The 19,749-nt window shown below is 38.4% G+C and carries 7 protein-coding genes and 1 pseudogene; all 8 read left to right on the forward strand.

Annotation, left to right across the window (positions count from 1 at the left end):
* Nucleotides 1-198 (forward strand): annotated as a pseudogene (locus tag CDG59_RS10165) (IS701 family transposase); the annotation flags it as partial.
* A gap of 397 nt (nt 199-595) precedes the next feature.
* A complete protein-coding gene (locus CDG59_RS10170; RefSeq protein WP_087545180.1) occupies nt 596-3,256 on the forward strand; it encodes a DUF11 domain-containing protein in 2,661 nt (886 codons plus the stop codon).
* Nucleotides 3,257-3,275: 19 nt separating this feature from the next.
* Nucleotides 3,276-5,951, forward strand: coding sequence for a hypothetical protein (locus CDG59_RS10175; protein ID WP_087545181.1), 2,676 nt, complete (start codon nt 3,276-3,278; stop codon nt 5,949-5,951).
* Nucleotides 5,938-6,297: a hypothetical protein gene (locus CDG59_RS15495; RefSeq protein ID WP_227519118.1), complete on the forward strand. Its 360-nt coding sequence runs from the start codon at nt 5,938-5,940 to the stop codon at nt 6,295-6,297. The genes CDG59_RS10175 and CDG59_RS15495 overlap by 14 nt, the downstream gene beginning before the upstream one ends.
* Nucleotides 6,194-10,039: a Calx-beta domain-containing protein gene (locus tag CDG59_RS10180; RefSeq protein ID WP_227519119.1), complete on the forward strand. Its 3,846-nt coding sequence runs from the start codon at nt 6,194-6,196 to the stop codon at nt 10,037-10,039. The genes CDG59_RS15495 and CDG59_RS10180 overlap by 104 nt, the downstream gene beginning before the upstream one ends.
* A 236-nt stretch (nt 10,040-10,275) precedes the next feature.
* Nucleotides 10,276-10,770, forward strand: a complete 495-nt coding sequence (locus tag CDG59_RS10185; RefSeq protein WP_087536132.1) for a hypothetical protein — start codon at nt 10,276-10,278, stop codon at nt 10,768-10,770.
* A gap of 39 nt (nt 10,771-10,809) precedes the next feature.
* Nucleotides 10,810-13,485 (forward strand): beta strand repeat-containing protein, encoded by a 2,676-nt coding sequence (locus CDG59_RS10190; RefSeq protein ID WP_087545183.1) that lies wholly within the window; start codon nt 10,810-10,812, stop codon nt 13,483-13,485.
* Between the two features lie 130 nt (nt 13,486-13,615).
* Entirely contained in the window at nt 13,616-19,708 is a 6,093-nt protein-coding gene (locus tag CDG59_RS10195; protein ID WP_087545185.1) for an SdrD B-like domain-containing protein, read from the forward strand.
* The last annotated feature ends 41 nt before the right edge of the window (nt 19,709-19,749 follow it).

The raw sequence follows: 19,749 nt of genomic DNA on the forward strand, positions 1-19,749 counted from the left end.
AGACGATCTAAACTGATTTTGAATCATATTTTTGCAGCCTTGATGGCCTACGTCGAGATACAAAAGAACCAGTTTGAGCGGATCTTTGAAAATGTATATCGTTGGCAGAAGAAATTATTTAGACCAATCATCAAAGACTTCATTGATGACTTTATTCTCGATAAAAATCATCTCCTACCACAGAGAATCTATAAATAATAGTGCGTAAGTCCTATAAAAAAAGGTTCAATTACTTTACTGAATATTTAGGGTCTGTTGACACTTACTGTTCATAATTAACCCTATAAAGGTAGCCATAAAAATATACAGGCTATAGCAACAGAACTTTGATAATTTCTTTTGCTTTAGCTTGCATATACATTTGGTTACCAGGATGAAATGTCAATAGACCCTAATCATTTCATAAGTATTATTTATAAATAACAGGCATCTACAGTTTTTTTACAAATGATAATCTGTAATGAAAACATCACCTTTTTGTTAATTTGTGTGTTCAAGTCGATATTTTTGTAGTATTCTTTTCATAAGATTGTCAATAAAACTGTACAATTTATCAATAAAAAATCAATTTTACATTTTTTGTGGGTTCTGAAACATGATAAGCCGATTCAAAAAAAGTGCTGTCTCAAAAACTTCATTTATCGCTTTATTTGGCTTGTTTATTGGATTTCATAGTTCTATTGCATTTGCTCAACCAAAAGCAGGAAGTAGTATCACCAATATTGCAAGTGGTGATTTTGAAGATGAACAGGGCAATCTGCAAACCATTAACTCTAACCCTGTGATTCTGACCGTTCAGGCGATTTATTCACTGAGTCTACAAAGCAATCAGCAAAATATTGGTACGATTGGCAGTAAATTAAATTTTCCTCATGTGCTGACCAATACGGGGAATATTGCAGATAACTACAAGCTTGCTTTGACACAACTCACAGATGACCAATTTGATCTGGAAAATATCGCAGTTTATGTAGATCGGGATCAAAATGGTGAACCTGATGATAATAATAATTTACTGAATTCAACCACAAGTTTTCGTTTAGAAGCAGGCGAGTTTGCCTCATTAGTTGTCGTTGGAAGTATTCCAACCAACGTAACTGCAAATAACGTTGCTAATTTTAATTTAACAGCTACAAGCCAGCATGATAATGCGATCGCTATGACCGTAAGTGATACAGCAAAAGTTGTTGATGATGCTGTAATTCAAGTGACGAAATCACAGAATATCAGCACAGGTAAAACTGGCACGGAAATTACTTATACCTTAGCTTATTCAAATACGGGCACTGCGGCAGCAAGACTCGTATTGAGAGATATATTAGCTACAGATGTAACATATAAATCGGGTAGTGGTAGTTGGGGGAATGGTTCAGGATCGTTAACGGATGCCGATGATGTTGAGACGGGTGCAAATGCGCCAATAAAATATAAAGTGAGTAATGGGCAAGTAGATGTAGAGCTTGCAAGTGTGGCAGCTTTAAGTAAAGGTACGGTAAGTTTTAAAGTCACTGTGAATGCGAATGCTGCTGAAAAAGTTGCGAATACCGCTGATTATCAACAATATAATGCATCAAATGCTATTCTGAAAAATACGCTAACGAATACTGTAATTTTTAACGTTCAGCAAACCTTAGGTGTTGTACTTAACTATAGTCCAAGTAACGCGAATGATGATGGCGAGCCAAACGGTGGCTTGAATAACTTACAGACCCAAAATAATACTTTTGGGGGTGTAGCAAAAGAAATCCAGTTTGATAATTATGTTTGGAATACAGGACAAGCGACTGATACTTATAATTTAAGCTTCGTTAAAAGTAACGTACCAAGTTGTGCTGTAGTTCGGTTATATCATGCCGATGGTCGTACATTGCTGACAGATACTAATGGCGATGGTGTAATTGATACAGGCGGATTGGCTTACGGCACTTCAAAAAGAATTAAATTAGGAGTTTATTTCCCATCGAATTGTACTTCTACAAGTACAATGGATTTCGACATTACCGCAACTTCCGTAACAGATACTAGTGTAAAAAATAGTACGCGTGATCGATTAGTCAATACAGTTGCTGTGGGCGAAAGCGATTTGTATAACAGCAACAATTCAGGTGTGGGGGTTGGGAATGTTACTGGTTCAGGTGGGCAAGCCTTATTGGTGAAAAACGCTGTAAAAGGTGCAACAGCTGTTTTCCCACTTGTTATTCGAAATAACAGCACGACCTCAAATAATTATAATTTATATGCATCGAGTACAGAGATTGACATTAATAGTATCAATACGACGTTACCAACTGATTGGGTAGTGAAGTTCTATAATGGTGATGCAACATGTCAAACGTTACAGGGAGAAATTACCAGTACTGGCAACATGGCGGCTGGAACAACTAAACAGTATTGCGCCGTTGTCACTGTTCCTGCGAATACGACTTTGACAAGTTTACCTATTTGGTTCGCTATGAAATCACCGATGAATGCTCAAGGTGACAGTATTAAAGATCAAGTTGATGTAGCAGTACGCAAGTTGACTTTAGCAAATGATCAACAAGGGCGGATTAATGTCGGCGGTACGGTTGTATATCTGCATACATTAAAAAATATGGGTACATTTGTTGAAGGTGATACAAGCGGAAAAGTAAGTCTTAGCGTAGTCCCTCAAAACATTAATGATGGTTTTATTTATACTTTGTATTACGATGCCAATAATAATGGTGTATTAGATACTACAGATCCGATCGCTACTGATTTGTCTATAACAGGTGGATTAAACCCTCAAAGTTCAGTTCAGCTAATTTTAAAAGTTCAAGCTCCATTAACTGCAGTAAATGGTATTTCTAGTGCAGCAAATATCGTCGTCTCTGCCACGAATACAATCCAAGGTTTAACACTTACAACAATTCAAAATACAGATTTAACAACAGTTGATCCTACGCAACTTCGTCTGATCAAAGAACAGTCTAAAGATGAAGCATGTGCACTTATGAATGTTGCCACTGCGACCTATGCAAGTAACCCATTGACGATTAAACCAAATCAATGCGTTACCTATCGTTTAACAATTAAAAATGATGGTTCAACACCCGCAGCGAATGTTGTGATTAATGATGTGGTACCTGCTTATAGTATTTTGCGAAATGCATTGCCGCCGTCAGTGAGTAAGGGTTCTGTAGCTGTGAGTGGAGATCAAATATCTGGAAATATTGGAGCACTTGCACCACAGGAGCAAGCAGCGTTGTATTTTTCTATTCAGGTTACACCTTAAGTTAGGCGGATGCTAGAAGATGAATATAATCAATACATTAGAAAATATCCGCAACAGCAAGATCACTTTAGGGATTTTGTTGGTTACTTTGTTGGGAGTGCATCAGTCTAGCTCTGCTGCTGTTCCTACACGCCAAATCATTAGTAATATGGCGATAGGTGAATACAGTGAAGAAGGTTCAACCGTTGTTCAAGTCAGCCGTTCGAATTTAGTTCAAACAACGATTCTTCCAGTTTATTCTGTTAATTTGACGGCAAATAACACTAAAAATGTCGTAGCGGGTCAGACTGTATATTTTAACCATACTTTGACTAACACGGGTAATGAAGTCGACCAGTATACCTTTGCAGTGACAAATAATACTGGAGATAGCTATGACTACAGTAATCTATCTGTATTTTTAGATAAAGATAATGATGGCGTGCCTGATGGCGCAGCGATTACTTCTTATTCTTTAAGTGCGGGCGAGTCAGTTGGTCTTATTGTGGCGGCAAATGTACCAAGTGGTGCAACGGTTAGTCAAAATGGATCATTAACATTAACTGTAAATTCTTTAAATAGTGCATCTGGAACAAAGACCAATGTCGATACAGCAACTGTTACGAATCAGTCTGCTTTAGTTGTTCGTAAAAAGTTTTCTCAAACAAGCGTGGCAAATGGAGACGTTGTTACCGTTCGTTTAGATTATCAAAATTTAGGTAGTACAGCGACAGGCTCTGTAACTTTAACAGATACACTCAATTCAAGTTTGGTTTATCAACTAAATGCTGGTGAGAATTGGAACGGTACAACTGTAAATCCAAGTACTGGGAGTAACGATCCAGCAGGAATCAATTACAGTGTGACATCAAATACTGTAACTGCAGTCATTAGCTCAGTACCAGCAAATACAACTGGCTATATTGAATTTAAAGTTAAAGTAAATAAAACAACTGCTGGACCAATTAATAATACCGTTAATTTTGGGTATGATCATGATAATAATACAACAACAGCAAATATATCTGATCTCAGTAACATAGCTGTACTTAATGTTGCTTCAATTTATGATGTCAAAATTAATGGTAGTGCAACTGATGTAAACAATAGTGCTACGGTTGTTGCTTCTGCTGCGGCTCAAGGTGGGGAGCTTAGCTTTAATAACTATGTTTGGAATAATGGTAATAATACTGATGTATTTAATGTAACAATGACAGGTAGTACATTTCCGACAGGTAGCCAAATTGAATTTTATCGTGCAGATGGCGTAACCCCATTATTAGATAGCAATGGAGATGGTATTCCTGATACAGGTTTATTATCCGCAGGCGTAAATTTACCAATCGTTGTTAAAGTACGTTTACCTAGTAGTTATGCTGTAACGACTGATACGACATTCGAAGTTTCACCTCAAGCTCAGTCTTTAGGTGATATTAGCAAAACGAGTTTGATTAAAGATCAGGGTAATTTACTTGCCACAACGGTAGCACGTTTAGTTGATTTGACGAATAGTCCTGAAAACAATGGTTTGGGTAATGGGAATGTTAATAATGCTGGTAATCCGTGGAAAACCGTGATTGCGGCAACAAGTACCAATCCTGTTGCCGGTGGGCAAGCAATATTTCCATTAAAAATCAGTCATACAGGAGTAGGTGCAGAATATTTGCTCAGTGCCAATGCCAGCAGTGATTTTAGCAGCATGACTTTACCCGCTGGTGTTAATCGTGTGCGTTTTTATACGTCAAGCAATGGAACAGATTGTAGTGGGTTGGGTAATGAAATTGGTAAGACGATTTATTTAAATAATGCGGAAACCCAACTGGTCTGTGCGGTTGTTGAAGTGGATAAAGTCAATAAAGACGTGACTGTACCAATTTATTTTCGTGTGATCTCAACCAGCTTTGTTGGTACGGGTAACCCTGCTCAGGATACAATCAAAAACGCAGTGGAGATTCAAAGTGTAAATTCCAAGCCTAAATTGGAATTTACACCAGATTTACATGGTCAGGTCACACCCTTGGGCACAGTGGTCTATCGTCATTTACTGACGAACCCTGCTGCTACAGACTTTACGGGAAGCTATGGTTTTATCATCAACAATAGTGAGTCTAGCTTTAACAGTGTGCTATTTCTGGATGTCGATGGGGATGGCAAGTTCAGCAGTGGGGACTTAAATATTCGTACATTGGCGGACTTACCAGGTGGCAAAGTGGCAGCTCATGAGCAAATTCAACTCTTATTACAAGTCACGAATGTTGCAAATAACAATCTCAATCAGGCGAATACAACGGTTGTGAACTTAACAGATAGTAGCAATCAGGTTTTTGCCTCTATTAAAGATGTGACTACAGTCAAGCAGTCACAATTAACCCTGACAAAATTGCAGGCACGAGATTTTGATTGTGATGGCACAGCTAATGAAACATACACAACAAATACTTTAACTATTGGTAAGCAAAGCAATGGTCAAGGCCAATGTGTCTTATACAAGGTTATTTTAAATAATTCAGGTGCTACTGCTATGAGTACTGCATTTACCTTTAGAGACATGACACCTGCCTATACAGTTTTATCTCAATCGCCTATCTGTACATCATGTAGTAGTATGACGGCTCCTACAGTTGGTAATGCTGGCGCGGTTTCAGGAACATTAAATAGTGTGGCTGCAAACCAAAGTTACGAATTTAATTTCGGGGTGCGCTATGTGGGGCAGTAATTCAATGGAAAAATTCAAGATGATGAAACTGGCTAATCATGCTGTTCTAAAACTTTTGATTTTGTTTTTTTCACTGGTCAGTAGCATCAGTATTGCTCAGGCTGCTTATCAGCGTAGTTTTATTAACCTGAGTTTTGAAAGTCCTAAGATTGCAAATACGGGTAACGCCTGTCGTGTTTATATTGACAGTACCAAAGTTCCTGGTTGGTTAACCACACATCCTTATTATCAAGAAGAAGTCAATGGAACATGTACTTATACTGCAAGTGGTAGTGGTCAGATTATGGAACTGTGGTCAGGACCTCGGGGTATTGGGGGGGGGAGGCACAGGCAACCTGGTTGCTAAAGAAGGAACGCAGTTCGCTGAATTAAATGCCGAACGTCTTTCAGAAATATCCCAAAATATTTGTTTGGTCAATGGCGAGCAAGTCAATTGGAGATTTAGCCATAATGGACGAAATACCAATCCTGATACCATGAATTTTCGTGCAGGTACGCAAGCAGTAGTATCAGTCGCAACTGGTACAACAGGGACGGGTAATATAACGTCATGTAGTGCTGGTACATGTAATCCTGTGCAAAGCAATACTGTACCTGTAGGAAGTACAACTCGATGGGCCGATTATAGCGGAAGCTTTATTTATACTGGTGCAACAGGACAAACAACCATTGGTTTTCAGTCCACCTCGGGTTCAGCAACCTCAGGGAATTTTTTAGATGGTATCCAGATTGAAGTCAAGCCGATTATTGAATTTACATCTGCTAATTATTCTGTACCCGAAAATGGCGGTAATGTTCAGCCCATACAGGTAATTGTGGTTGGAACTGTGCCACCAGCAGGCATTCCACTGGCCTTTACAGTTAATGATGGTACAGCACAGCTAGGTACAGACTATAAAATTAATGGTGGGGTGGCCAATACTTTTACCATCACAATACCCGCAGGTAACTATGGAAGTGGTACACCCTATATCCTGAATGTCCCTGTAGAGATTATCAGTGATACCGTTCCTGAGCCTGATGAAACTTTTACAGTTACAATCAATCAAAGTAATGCATACCATGTCATGTCTTCAAGTGGTTGTGGTGCATCAGGCAATGGCACGGCAACCTATACAATTATTGATGATGATTACCCTCAGGATGTGGATGTAAAAATTGAAAAAACTCAGCGTAAAGGAACGAGTGGATCATTTCAATCACAACCTCTAATGGTAAAAACTAATGATACAGTTCAGTATCAGTTAGTGATTACCAATAAAGGAGAACGTGCAATTAGTTCTACAGGGGTAGCTAATTTTCAGGATGTCGTTCCAAATAATTTTAATTCAGTTTCTATTGCTGTAGCTGCCACTAAAGGTGGAACAGCAACTGCTTCAGATAAATGTACAGCAAGTTTATCTGGAAACACCTTGTCAGGTACTTTTAGTGGTCCTAAAGGAGCGACTTGTAGCGTTACTATCTCTGCAATAGCAGTGTCAGGCGTTGCCACAAACACGGCAACAGTGGAAGCTACTGCAAATAATGATATTTTTCGTGACGACAACACCAGTAGTGTACAAACAACCATTGCGAGAGCATTGATCTATCTAACCAAGTCAAGTATTGGTGGAATAGGTTCATTTGATTTTTCTTTAACAGGTACAAATAAAACCAGTGCGACCGTTGTTACACAAACACCAATTGATCAATATCAGGTTGACGGTGGTACAATATTTACAGGCCAGCCTTTTGCAGTGACCTCGTCATCAGGGGGTGTAAACATTTCAGAAACAAATGTGGCTGGTTGGTCATTACTGGGTGCAACATGTCGTGTTCGAAATGATGATGGCACGTCTGGTGCGCGTGTTGGCACTGCACCAGCATCAGGAACGGGTACAAAAACTTATGCCTTTACCTCCACTGAAATTAACAATAACCCAAATATAAACTGCAATTTTTCTAATGTTAAAGTGCCAATTGTCAAGATTGCAAAAGAATCTCGTGGTGGTACAGGTACATTTACTTTTACCAATAGTAATTTATCCAGTACATCGACAAATGTGGCAACAACCTCATCAAGTTCTTCCACTAATATTGGTAAAGGTACTTCTGCTGCTTTAACAGTGAATGACACTTTTTCAGATGTGACGATTAGTGAGCCAACTGTATTGACGGGTTATGTATTAAAGAATGCGAAATGTACTGATGCCAATAGCTCTATTACAGGAAATATTGGTGAGTTTGGGGATTTAAGCGGGTCAACGGTGACCATTTCATCTGGTCGACTAATTACTGGTGGAGCAGATATTACCTGTACTTTTATTAACAGCACACCAAGTTTAACAATTAAAAAAATTAGCCGTGGTGGTGTTGGGAAATTTGATTTTACTGCAACTGCAAATAGTGGCATCTTAAATCACTCCGTGACCACAACAGTTCCAGAAACTGCCACATCAGGTACAACCCAATATTTTTCTCCAAGTTTATCAACTGATGTGGTTCTAACTGAATCGAATATGCCGACAGGATATCGGTTGACCGATGCTGTATGTACGGGTATAGGAGCAAGTTCAGTCACTGTTAATAAAACAAATGGGACAGTCACTTTATCCAGAACGGGAATTGCAGCAGGGGCAGATATTGTATGTACTTTAACCAATACCCTTACTACGCTCACTTTAATCAAAAAATGGGAAAATGCCTTAGCTGGTGATAGTGCAACCGTGAACAGTGTTGGCTTTGCCACAAATGCGACAACAGGGCTTTCAGTCGCGGATGCCACGGGAGCAAACTCTACAGCAGGTGCACCAATTATTGTTCCGCTGGGCATGCTTGGAACAACAGGAAGTATCATTGAGGCATTTAGCAAAGGCGATGAAAATGAGTATGTGGGGAATCTCGTCTGTACTGGCAACACTACGCCTTTAAATGGTAATAAATTAACGATTAATACAAACGATGCAGAAATTATTTGTACCTTAACCAATAGTCGTAAAGACTTGGTTCTAATATCAGGTAAAGTCTTTAATGATAATGGCGGCAACGTCAGCAATATTGTGGCAAATGCCTATAATGGAATCATTGATCCAAATGAGCAGGGCATTGCTGGCAGTTCGCTTAAACTTGCCAATTGTTCTGGTGTCGATCTGAACGTAGTGTCAATCAGTAATGATAATGGTGATTATCGTTTTAAAGTGGAGAAAAGTGTTTTAAGTAATCCATTCTGTATTATACAAACCAATTTGCCTGAATACACCTCCGTCAGTGGATCAACAACAGGAACGTACACACGTAATACGGATACGATTACGGTGCCAAAAACCACAGCCACAAGTTATCCAAACAATAATTTTGGTGATGCCAATCTCAATGTGGTTTTAACAGAAGATGGACAACATACCATTACCGCTGGTGAAGTAACTGATTATCCACATCGTTTGACTACACAAGCACCTGTACAGCTAACTCAACTTATCCGAAGTGCTTCAAGCTCAAATAATGATCAGCCCTGGCAGGCACTGGTTTACCAAGACAGCAACTGTAATGGTGCTGTTGATGCTGGTGAGACAGTATTTGATCCAACGCCATCTAGCACTGTTTTATTACAACCCAATACCGAGATCTGTCTTGTTCAACGAGTACTTTCACCAACCAATATTTTTGCTGGTGCCCAGCATATTGGAACGTTACAGGCAAGCTATCAGGTCAGTTCACTTAACATTTCCAAGCAGACCCAACAACGTCAGGATGTGACACTTATTGGTAGTGCTGGTTTAACACTGACAAAAAAAGTTCGTGCAGTTGCAAGTTGTCCTTCACCATCTTCCGATACAAACGCATTTGTAACGACTAATCAGGCTGCTAAGCAAGATAATTTAGAGTATGAGATCACCTATAAAAATAACAGTACCAAGAAACTACAGAACGTAAAAGTGAAAGATAGTTTACCAATTGGTACTAATTTTGGCAGTATGAGTTGTAGACTTATACCAAGTGGAAATACTTGTAATACAAACCGTTCCGGTGATTATCTTGAATGGAGCTTGACTGGGTTATTAAATCCATCAGCTTCAGGCACTCTAAGGTTCTGTGTGTCGCAAAAGTAAATTATAGATAAAGTATGCCGAAAATATTATTGATTTGGCATACTTTGTGCTGATAGCTGGTATAGAGTTTTTTAATTGTTTGAACCAGTAGATGTTTTTTTACAAAAAAAGTGATTTTTTTCAACAAAAATACATAAAAGTATTGTATTTTAGTAATGTTAAAAATTATTTTGAACTTTGTCTATAGAATAGAATATGTTCAGAAGTTTAGGATGTTGAGTGTGGAAACAATAAACATGCATTTAAAAGATAATTGGAAAAAAGGTTTACTTGGTGCAGCTAGTTTGGTTTTGGCGGTTAGTGTTTCTGCTGAAACTAAAGTTGCAAAAGATCCTGTATCCGTAGAATTAAAAACCTATCTCATTAGTGTAAGCACAGATGGGAAGCCAGTAGCTAAGTTAGTCAATAAAGTGAAGCCAAATGATGTAATTGAGTATCGTGCAACGTATACAAATAATACATCAGGAAAAATTAAAAACTTAGCTGCGACGTTACCAATACCCGTAGAAACTTTATTTTTGGCGAAATCTGAGCCAGAAAACGCGCAAGCAAGTACAGACGGTACAAATTTTGCCCCGATGCCTTTAAAACGCAAAGAGGGTAATCAAATGGTGAATGTTCCACTGAAAGATTATCGTGCATTACGTTGGACGATCGCAGAACTTCCTGCTGGGAAATCTGTAACGGTATCAGCGCAAACGCGTATTAACAGTGACAAAACCAAAAATTAAACAAACTGACATTGAATATTCAACAGGGGTAAGTTCCGAATGTCAAATCAAACTCAACGTTTAAAACTAACGCAATTAGCAGCTTCGATTGCATTTGTTGCAGGTGGTGCAGCTTTCCTTCCTTCAGCACACGCAGCAGCTCCTAGTGCGGGCACAAACATTAGTAACATTGCATCTGCAAGCTATACAGATAGCAACGGTTCTAATAAAACTGTGACATCAAACGTAGTTACTACGACTGTATTGCAAGTAGCAAGTTTCACGTTGATCGCTGATCAAACTAAAACTGCTAACGCGAATGGTCAAGTATCTTTATCTCACACATTAACAAATACTGGTAATGGCACCGATACTTTTAACGTAGCTGTTGTCAATAATGATACACGTGATAACACGCAAGATGCGTACGATTTCAGCGGTTTAAACGTTTATCTTGATGCTAACAAAGATGGTGTTCCAGATAGCCAAACTCCTGTAACAAGCGTAACTTTAACAGCAGGCCAATCTGTTAACTTAATCGTACAAGCAACAACAGCAAGCAACAACATTTTTGCTAATGATCTTGGTAAGTTAACGGTTTCAGCAACCAGTGGTTTTGATACAAGTTTAACTGCTAAAAACGTAGATACAGTTAAGATTACCAATGGCGCTGTAATTAGTTTATTAAAATCTGCAAGCGTTAGTAATGTAGATGCTACTTCATCAAGCCCTGCAGCACGTGAAGTTGAATATACTTTAGCTTATCAAAATACGGGTAACACGACCGCAACTAACGTTACGATCACCGACGTACTTCCATCTGGTTTAACTTATGTTACTGGTTCTGCTACAGTAAATGGTACAGCTGTAAGTGATGCAGCTGATACTGATGGATATAACTTCACTTTAGGAACAGCGACATTAGTTATTCCTACAGTTGCTGCAAACAGCAGTGGAGTATTGAAATTCAAAGTTCGAGTAAACCAAAATACTCCAGCCGGTATCATTACAAACATTGCTGAAGTTGATCCAGATGGTCCAGGTACAGAAGGCAAAACACCTTCGAACCCGAATGATGTAACAGTTTTAGGTGTTAAAAAAGGTACAATTAACGACAGTACGACAGATGCCTTTGCTGATAATCAACCTACAGCAACCTCAACGCCAGATGTCATTACTAAGTCAACAACTCAAGGTACGCCAGTTGTTTTTGGTGTTACTGGGGAACCAATCGTTGTACATAACACTGGTAATGTTACTGAAGCATTCAACATTACTGTAAACAAAAATGCTTTACCAACTGGTAGCATTGTTGAATTATTCAAAGCTGATGGTGTAACGCCATTAACTGATACGAATGGTGATGGTGTTGCAGACACGGGTCCAATCGCAAGCGGCGCTACATACCAAGTTGTTGCTAAGGTAACACTACCTTCAACTTATTATACAGCAACAGCAATTAACACAATTTTAACTGCTACTCCAGTAACTAATCCAACTGCAACGCCAGATACGATTACTTTAACGATTAGTGAAGTAACAGCATCTACAGTTGACTTACATAATGGTGATGCAACAAATAGTACTGGTGCTGTTGTTGGCGCGTCAGGTAAAGATACGGGTCAATTTATTGATACTAAATCAACTAAACCTGGTCAAGCAACTAACTTCCCATTAACTATTGATAATAAAGGTGCAACTGGAGATAACTATAATTTATCTACATCACCGACATTACCAACGGGTTGGACAGTTCAATATTACTTAGCTGACGTTGCAGGTAATCCAACAGGTGCTCCAATCACGAATACAGGTAATATACCAAGTGGTGGTACTGTTAAACTTGTTGCAGTTGTAACGCCTCCAGCAAATGCTCCAGCAGGTGATCAAGAAGTTATCTTTAAAGTTTCTTCTCCTGCTACTGGCTTAACAGATGTAATGTCTGATCGTGTAACAGTTGAAACTAATCGTATCCTTAGCTTGCAAAGTGACCGTACTGGACAAGTTGCACCAGGTGGTACGGTTGTTTACAAGCATACCTTAACCAACAACGGTAACATCGTTGAAGGTGCGACACCGAATACATTACCGTTTACATTAACGAATGACCAAACTGCAAATGGTTGGGTAACAACCTTATATGTGGATTCGAATAACGATGGTGTAGCTGATGCTGGTGAATTAGTCACAGGTAGTGATCTTGCAGTGAAAACTGGAAGTATCGCTCGTGGTGCATCTGTTAACTTACTCATCAAAGTTCAAGCTCCAACAAATGCAACTGCTGGAACACCAAGTGCAGTTGTATTAACGATCAAACCAACAGTTGTTGGTGGTCAGTCTGTTGCCGATCTAGTGAACACTGACTTAACGACTGTAACAAGTGGTCAAGTGCGTTTAGTGAAAGAGCAATCTTTAGCTAACTGTGTAACGGGTGCAGCTGGTACTTATACTCAAAATACAGTTTCTGCTAAACCAGGCGAATGTGTGAAGTATAGAATTACTGCAACGAATGAAGGTAATGCTGACGTAACTAATGTTGTGATTAGCGATGCTACACCTGCATATACAACGTTGAAAGTGATTGCAAGTGCATCTCCAGTAGCTACAAATGCGACATTAAGTACTTCAACTGCTGCATTAACTGATGGTTCAACAGGTACTATCGCTGCTGAGAAAACACCTCTTGTACCTAATACAAGTGCGGTATTAGAGTTTGTAATCAAAGTAAATAATTAATATTCATTAAGTAATTTCGATTGCTTAAAATGAATTGATTAAATATGTGGGCATTTGCGCAAAGCAGGTGTCCACAACAATAATTTTAAAGTTTTTTCATTTAGATTATTTAGTTGAAGGGTAGAGCGCTGTGCTACAACAGAAGCAAATTCGTGCAAGTCGAAACATGTCTTTCATGTTATCAACGTTGACAATATCTATATTGTCTGCGCAGTATGGTCATGCCGCGAATATTCCTGATGTAGGTAGTAAAATCAAAAACGTTGCTTACGCAACTTTTACAGCAGCAAATGGTAAAGAACAACAATCAGTTTCTAATACAGTCGAAGTTAATGTTTCAGCTTTGTATGCTATTACTTTAACTACCCCACCAGTACTCGATGTCGAACCTAGTGTGCGAGTAATATGGGCCAATACTTTATCGAATAATAGTAATGCACCTGTTAATGTTCAGCTAGAAGCATTAACAATTAATGAATTAAATAATATTAAAATCTACATAGATAGTAACAAAGACGGTCAATTTGATACGAATGATCAACAGTTAACAACTAATGTAGCTTTACAGATTGGCCAAAGTGTCAATTTGTGGGTTGTTGCTACCACAAGTTCAAATTTAACAGAAGGTCAGCAATTTAATTTACCAATTAAAGCAACAGTTGTTGAAGATAAAACAGCAATTGCAATCGCTACAGATAGTGCAATTAGCTATGGTGCAAAATTAGTTGCAACTAAAGAAGTACAACAAAAAACTTTTGAGCCTTCTGCAAGTGCAAATTATGACTTAAATTACACGCTCAATATTAGCAATGAAGGTAAGAAGCCAGCTAGACCAACCGATGTCATGGTGGATGGTCAAACACAAAAAATGGTTTTGTTGGTTGATGATTTACCACCTAATACAACATTTAAATCTGCTTTAGTAAAAAATACTCAAGCAAAAATTTTATACAAGCTTGCCAATAATAGTTATAGCACTATTGCTCCAAGTGATGTTGCACAGATCAACCAGCTTGTTGTCGGTTTTCCACAAATTGCTGCAAATACATCTGAGCAAGTTGATCTTGTTGTTAGTATGAACCGCAATATTGCAAAAACCACAGTAAAAAATACTTATAAAGTTTCGTATGCTGTCACTGATAGTCAGAAAGATGTGTTATCAAACGTTGCATCTACTTTAGTTAGCGGCTCAGCAGATATTACAAATAATTCAAGTGATTTTAAGAATATTTTGGCAACTGGTAGTGTAAATAAGCCGCTGAATATAGAAGCTAAAAATGCAAGTTGTAATGCTGATCGTTATATTCCAGATCGTGTGAAAATTCGAATTAAATCTACAAAAACAGATGATTTAGAAGAAGTTATTGGTATTGAAACTGGACCAAATACAGGTGTATTCCACTATACATTACCAACAACTCTTTCAGATAAAGGCATTCGATATGATGCAGTTTTACAGACACTTAAACGTGATAAAGTTGATATTAGTTTAACGGATTGTTTGGATGCGCAAGGCCAATCTACAGGAACAATTACCGACATTAATACAAGTGTGTTAATCGATCCGTATGGTACAGTATTTGATGCTAAAACGGGTTTACCTGTAGCCGGTGCTACAGTTACTTTATTGGATCAAAATGGTCAACCAATTGGTGATAATGTAGCATTTGAAATTGATCCTCAAACAGGTGATAAGATTTCTATACCTGCAAAACAAGTGACTAATAGTGCTGGTGAATTTATCTATCCACTGGTGAAAGCAGGTACATATAGTTTTATTGTAGACACAAACACTATTCCGGGTGACAAACGTTATACTTTTATTAGTGATCGCAAGGTATATTCAAGTTTCCCAGCAGATAAAGCGGTTGATTTAAAGTGGTCTTATGCAGGGCAATTCACATTAAATAATGGTGACCCTGCACTCAATATCGATATTCCAATTGACCCTGAAGTGGATAATACGAATTCATCTTTATTTGTAAAAAAAGTTGCTTCAAATAAAACTGCTGAAATTGGTGAATTCGAAGAATATACGGTGAATGTTGCAAATCGTGGAACGGCAGATTCAACGAATGTTTCGATTACCGATACACTTCCTCGAGGCTTTATTTATGTTCAAGGCTCAATGCGTGTTGATGGTAAAAAGGTAGCAGATCCATTAGGTGGTAAGGGACCTTATTTAACACTTGGACTAGGTACACTCACTCCAAATAAAGAAGTTAAAGTACAGTATCGCGTTTATATTGGACCAAATGCACTCAATGGTGATGGTATTAACCGTGTTCGTGCCAAAGATGCGAAAGGTATTGAGTCTAATGAAGCATCAGCAAAAGTAGAAGTTACGCCTGGTATGATGATTTCTGACGGTTTTATTGTTGGTAAAATCTTCACCGACTGTAATCGGAATGGCGTCCAAGATGCTGGTGAAATAGGTGTTCCTGGTGTTCGTATTTATCTTGAAGATGGTAGTTATGTTATTACTGATAGCGAAGGTAAGTATGATTTTTATGGAATTAGTGCAAAAACGCATGTTTTAAAAGTCGATCGTACAACTCTACCGATTGGTTCTGAATTAGTATTAATAAATAATCGCCAAGCAGGTGATCCAAATAGCCGTTTTGTCGATTTAAAACGTGGTGAATTGCATCGTGCCGATTTTGCGATAGCTGAAGGTGTTGGTCAATGTTCAGAATCTTTAATTGAACGGGTGCTAGAGCGTAAAAAACGCATTGAACAAGAGAATACAAATTTAGAGCAAATATTACGTTCTGATTTAACGATTGATCCAATTTTTTCTAAAGTTACGGATGTTCGTGGACAGCCATCGAGTGGCTGTATTTCAGCCGTTGGAGTTCAGGCGAATTGTAATCTTGATTTTTCAAAAGAACAAATTAAAGAAATCAAGCAAATACAATTTGAACCCGAAAAGTCTGGTGTTCAAGCATCTAGCGTTTTACCAAGTTCTTCAACTCTTGCTCTGCCAAATGAAGAGTCTGTAGATACTGTTAATTCTGCCAAAATGATTAATCTTGAAGCAGCTTTAGAAACAGCTGTGAATAATCAACTAGAAATTTTAAATCTTAAAGATGGGCAAGTATTGCCTTATCCTCAGACCTCCATTCAAGTTAAAGGTGCAGCAGGCACTCAGCTTGAGCTCTGGGTAAATGGCACACAGGTTTCTGAGAAACGCATTGGTAAACGTGCTGTATTGCCGAACATGCAGGTTGCAGGTTTAGACTTTATTGGTGTTGATTTAAGTACGGGGCACAACACGATAGAAGTACGTCAAGTAGATATGATGGGCAATACTCGAGACATTAAACGTATTAATGTTATTGCACCTGATCAGTTAGATAAGTTGCAACTTGAGCCGAGTAAAACGATTCCACAGGCAAACGGACGCGATCGTTTTAATGTTAATTTAAAAATTGTCGATCGACATGGTACGCTTGTATCAAACCGTACACCTATCACATTAGATAGTTCAATCGGTAAGATTGACTTAGTAGACTTAGATCCAAAACAGTCAGGTATTCAAGTATTCGTTGAAGGTGGAACTTTACTTGTTCCAATTCAAGCGCCAATTGAAGCCGGTGAAGGAACATTATCAGTTGAAAGTGGTATCTTCCACTCAAGCACACCTATTCGTTTCTTACCTGATTTAAGACCGATTATCGCAGTTGGTCTGGTTGAAGGTTCTTTTAATTTCAAAAAGTTTGACCCTAAAGAATTGAGTGGTATTAATTCAAATGATGGTTTTGAAGAAGAATTAAATGAGATTTCAGCTTCAAAAGACGGTAAGCGCAATATAACGGGTCGTGCTGCATTATTTTTGAAAGGTAAGGTAAAAGGTGAATACCTGCTTACACTTGCATATGATTCAGATAAAGATAAAAACCAAAGATTATTCCGTGATATTCGTCCAGATGAATATTACCCAGTTTATGGTGACTCTGCTGCCAAAGGCTTTGATGCTCAATCTACTAGTAAATTGTATGTTCGTGTCGATAAAGGACGTTCATATGCAATGTATGGTGACTACGTAACACGTACTGAAAATGATGAGGGCTTATCTTTAGGTCAATACAACCGTTCATTGACAGGTGTTCGTAGTACAGTAGAAGCTGATAAATATAAAGTTACTGCGTTTGCTGCACAGACAAATACACAACAAGTTGTGAATGAACAACGTGCTATGGGTATTTCAGGTCCTTATAGTTTAGGTAATGGTGTTAATGCGCAAGACGTGCGTGAAAACAGTGAAAAAGTAGAAGTTATTACGCGTGATCGTAATAATTCGGGTTTAATTGTTGCACGTACAAGTTTGACTCGTTTTACTGATTATGAGATTGATACTTTCAGTAATAGTATTTATTTGAAAGATCCGGTTCCAAGTGTTGATGCTGACTTAAACCCAGTATATTTACGAATTACAGTTGAATCTGATCAAGGTGGTGAAGAATATACGGTTGGTGGTGTGTCTGGTTCTGTAAAAGTCACCGATAATGTTAAAGTGGGTGGTTCTTATGTGAAGAGTAATAACCCACTAACTCAAGATCAGTTAGCAAGTGTGAATACTGTCGTTAAATTTGCCAATGATAAAGGTAAATTCATTGCTGAGTTTGCTCGTTCAGAGAATATTAATGATGACTTAAATTCATCGACGTCAGGAAATGTGAAACCAGATGCAACTAGTAAGTTATCGGGTGATGCTGCACGAGTTGAATTAAACTATTCTTATAAAGACTTGGAGATGAAAGTTTATCATAACCAAGCTGATAGAGAATTTTATAATACAGCGGCACCTATTACTGCTGGTCGTAAAGAGAGTGGCATTAAGGGACGTGTACAATTAAATAAAATCGGCTTAGCTAAGCTTGAAGCGATTCGTACAGAAGATCAGTTAAGTGGCGTAAATCAGGGTGTTTCTGCCAGTATCGAACGTGCGATCAGCCGTATTGTCGCGGTTGAGCTGGGTCTCAAGTATTACGATGAGTCTAAGAATCCAGCACTGTTGGGTGCTTCACAAACAGCGCCGTATCATGGTTTAACCGCACGTACAAAAATCACCACACAGCTTCCTTGGCAGGGTTCAAATGTTTTTGCTGAATATGAGCAGGATGTTTCCGAAGCTGAGCGCCGTATTTTTGCCTTGGGTGCGAATTACCAGATTAATTCAAAACTCCGTGCTTATGGTCGTCACGAATTAGTTTCAAGCATTGGTGGTCTTTATGATCTGAATAGTAATCAACGCCGCAATGTAACAGTATTCGGTCTTGATAGTAAATATAACAATAATGGAACAGCCTTCAGTGAATATCGTGTTCGGGATGGTATTAGTGCGAGAGAGGCTGAGGCAGCAATTGGTTTACGTAATCGATGGGAACTTGAAAAAGGTTTTTATGCAAATACGAGTTTTGAGCAAACTAAATCATTATCAAATGCCAATAACTCAAATTCTGATAGCACAGCAGCATCTTTAGGTATTGAATATTTAAAGAACCCTAACTGGAAAGCTGTTGCTCGCATTGAAGCACGTTGGACAGATCAATCAGATACGATATTGAACAATTTAGGCGTTGCTTATAAATATTCGGATGATGTGACATTATTGGCAAAAAATGTTGTTAGCCTAACAGATAGCAAAAATGAGAGTAGCGGTGATCGTTTAGTGGATCGCTTCCAATTAGGATTGGCTTATCGTGATACAGAACACAATCGTTTTGATGCACTAGCTAAAGTTGAATATCGTTATGATGATAATAAAACTGATTTAAACAATCCGTATCTTAAACATGTTTATATTTTCTCGAACCATTTAAATTATCATCCAACACGTGATTTTACCTTGTCGGGTCAATATGCGGTGAAAAATGTGCAGGCTACATTCTCTGGTTTAGAGTCTACAGGTATGACACACATGTTCAGTGCAAGAGCTATATATGACATCAATGAAAGATGGGATGCAGGAATACACACAGGTGTATTATGGTCTGATATGAGTTCAGGGCGTCGAGTTCTCGTGGGTGGTGAGGTTGGGTATCTCGTTGCAGCAAATCTATGGTTGTCAGGTGGCTATAACTTCTCAGGTTATAAAGATGATGATCTGGTAGATAGTGATACTACAATTCAGGGCGCTTATGTTCGTTTTAGATTCAAATTCGATGAGAATCTATTTGCTGGTAATAACGCTGGAATAAATGCTTCGAGAGAACCATAAACATGAAATATCTTCACAATAATTTATATAAAATGTGTTCT

Source organism: Acinetobacter sp. WCHA29, assembly GCF_002165335.1.
Lineage (GTDB): Bacteria > Pseudomonadota > Gammaproteobacteria > Pseudomonadales > Moraxellaceae > Acinetobacter.

Excerpts from the sequence above, each read along its gene's own strand:
- CDG59_RS10180 (WP_227519119.1), top strand. The coding sequence starts at position 6,194 with ATGGAACATGTACTTATACTGCAAGTGGTAGTGGTCAGATTATGGAAC.
- CDG59_RS10175 (WP_087545181.1), top strand. The coding sequence starts at position 3,276 with ATGAATATAATCAATACATTAGAAAATATCCGCAACAGCAAGATCACT.
- CDG59_RS10170 (WP_087545180.1), top strand. The coding sequence starts at position 596 with ATGATAAGCCGATTCAAAAAAAGTGCTGTCTCAAAAACTTCATTTATC.
- CDG59_RS15495 (WP_227519118.1), top strand. The coding sequence starts at position 5,938 with ATGTGGGGCAGTAATTCAATGGAAAAATTCAAGATGATGAAACTGGCT.
- CDG59_RS10185 (WP_087536132.1), top strand. The coding sequence starts at position 10,276 with ATGCATTTAAAAGATAATTGGAAAAAAGGTTTACTTGGTGCAGCTAGT.
- CDG59_RS10190 (WP_087545183.1), top strand. The coding sequence starts at position 10,810 with ATGTCAAATCAAACTCAACGTTTAAAACTAACGCAATTAGCAGCTTCG.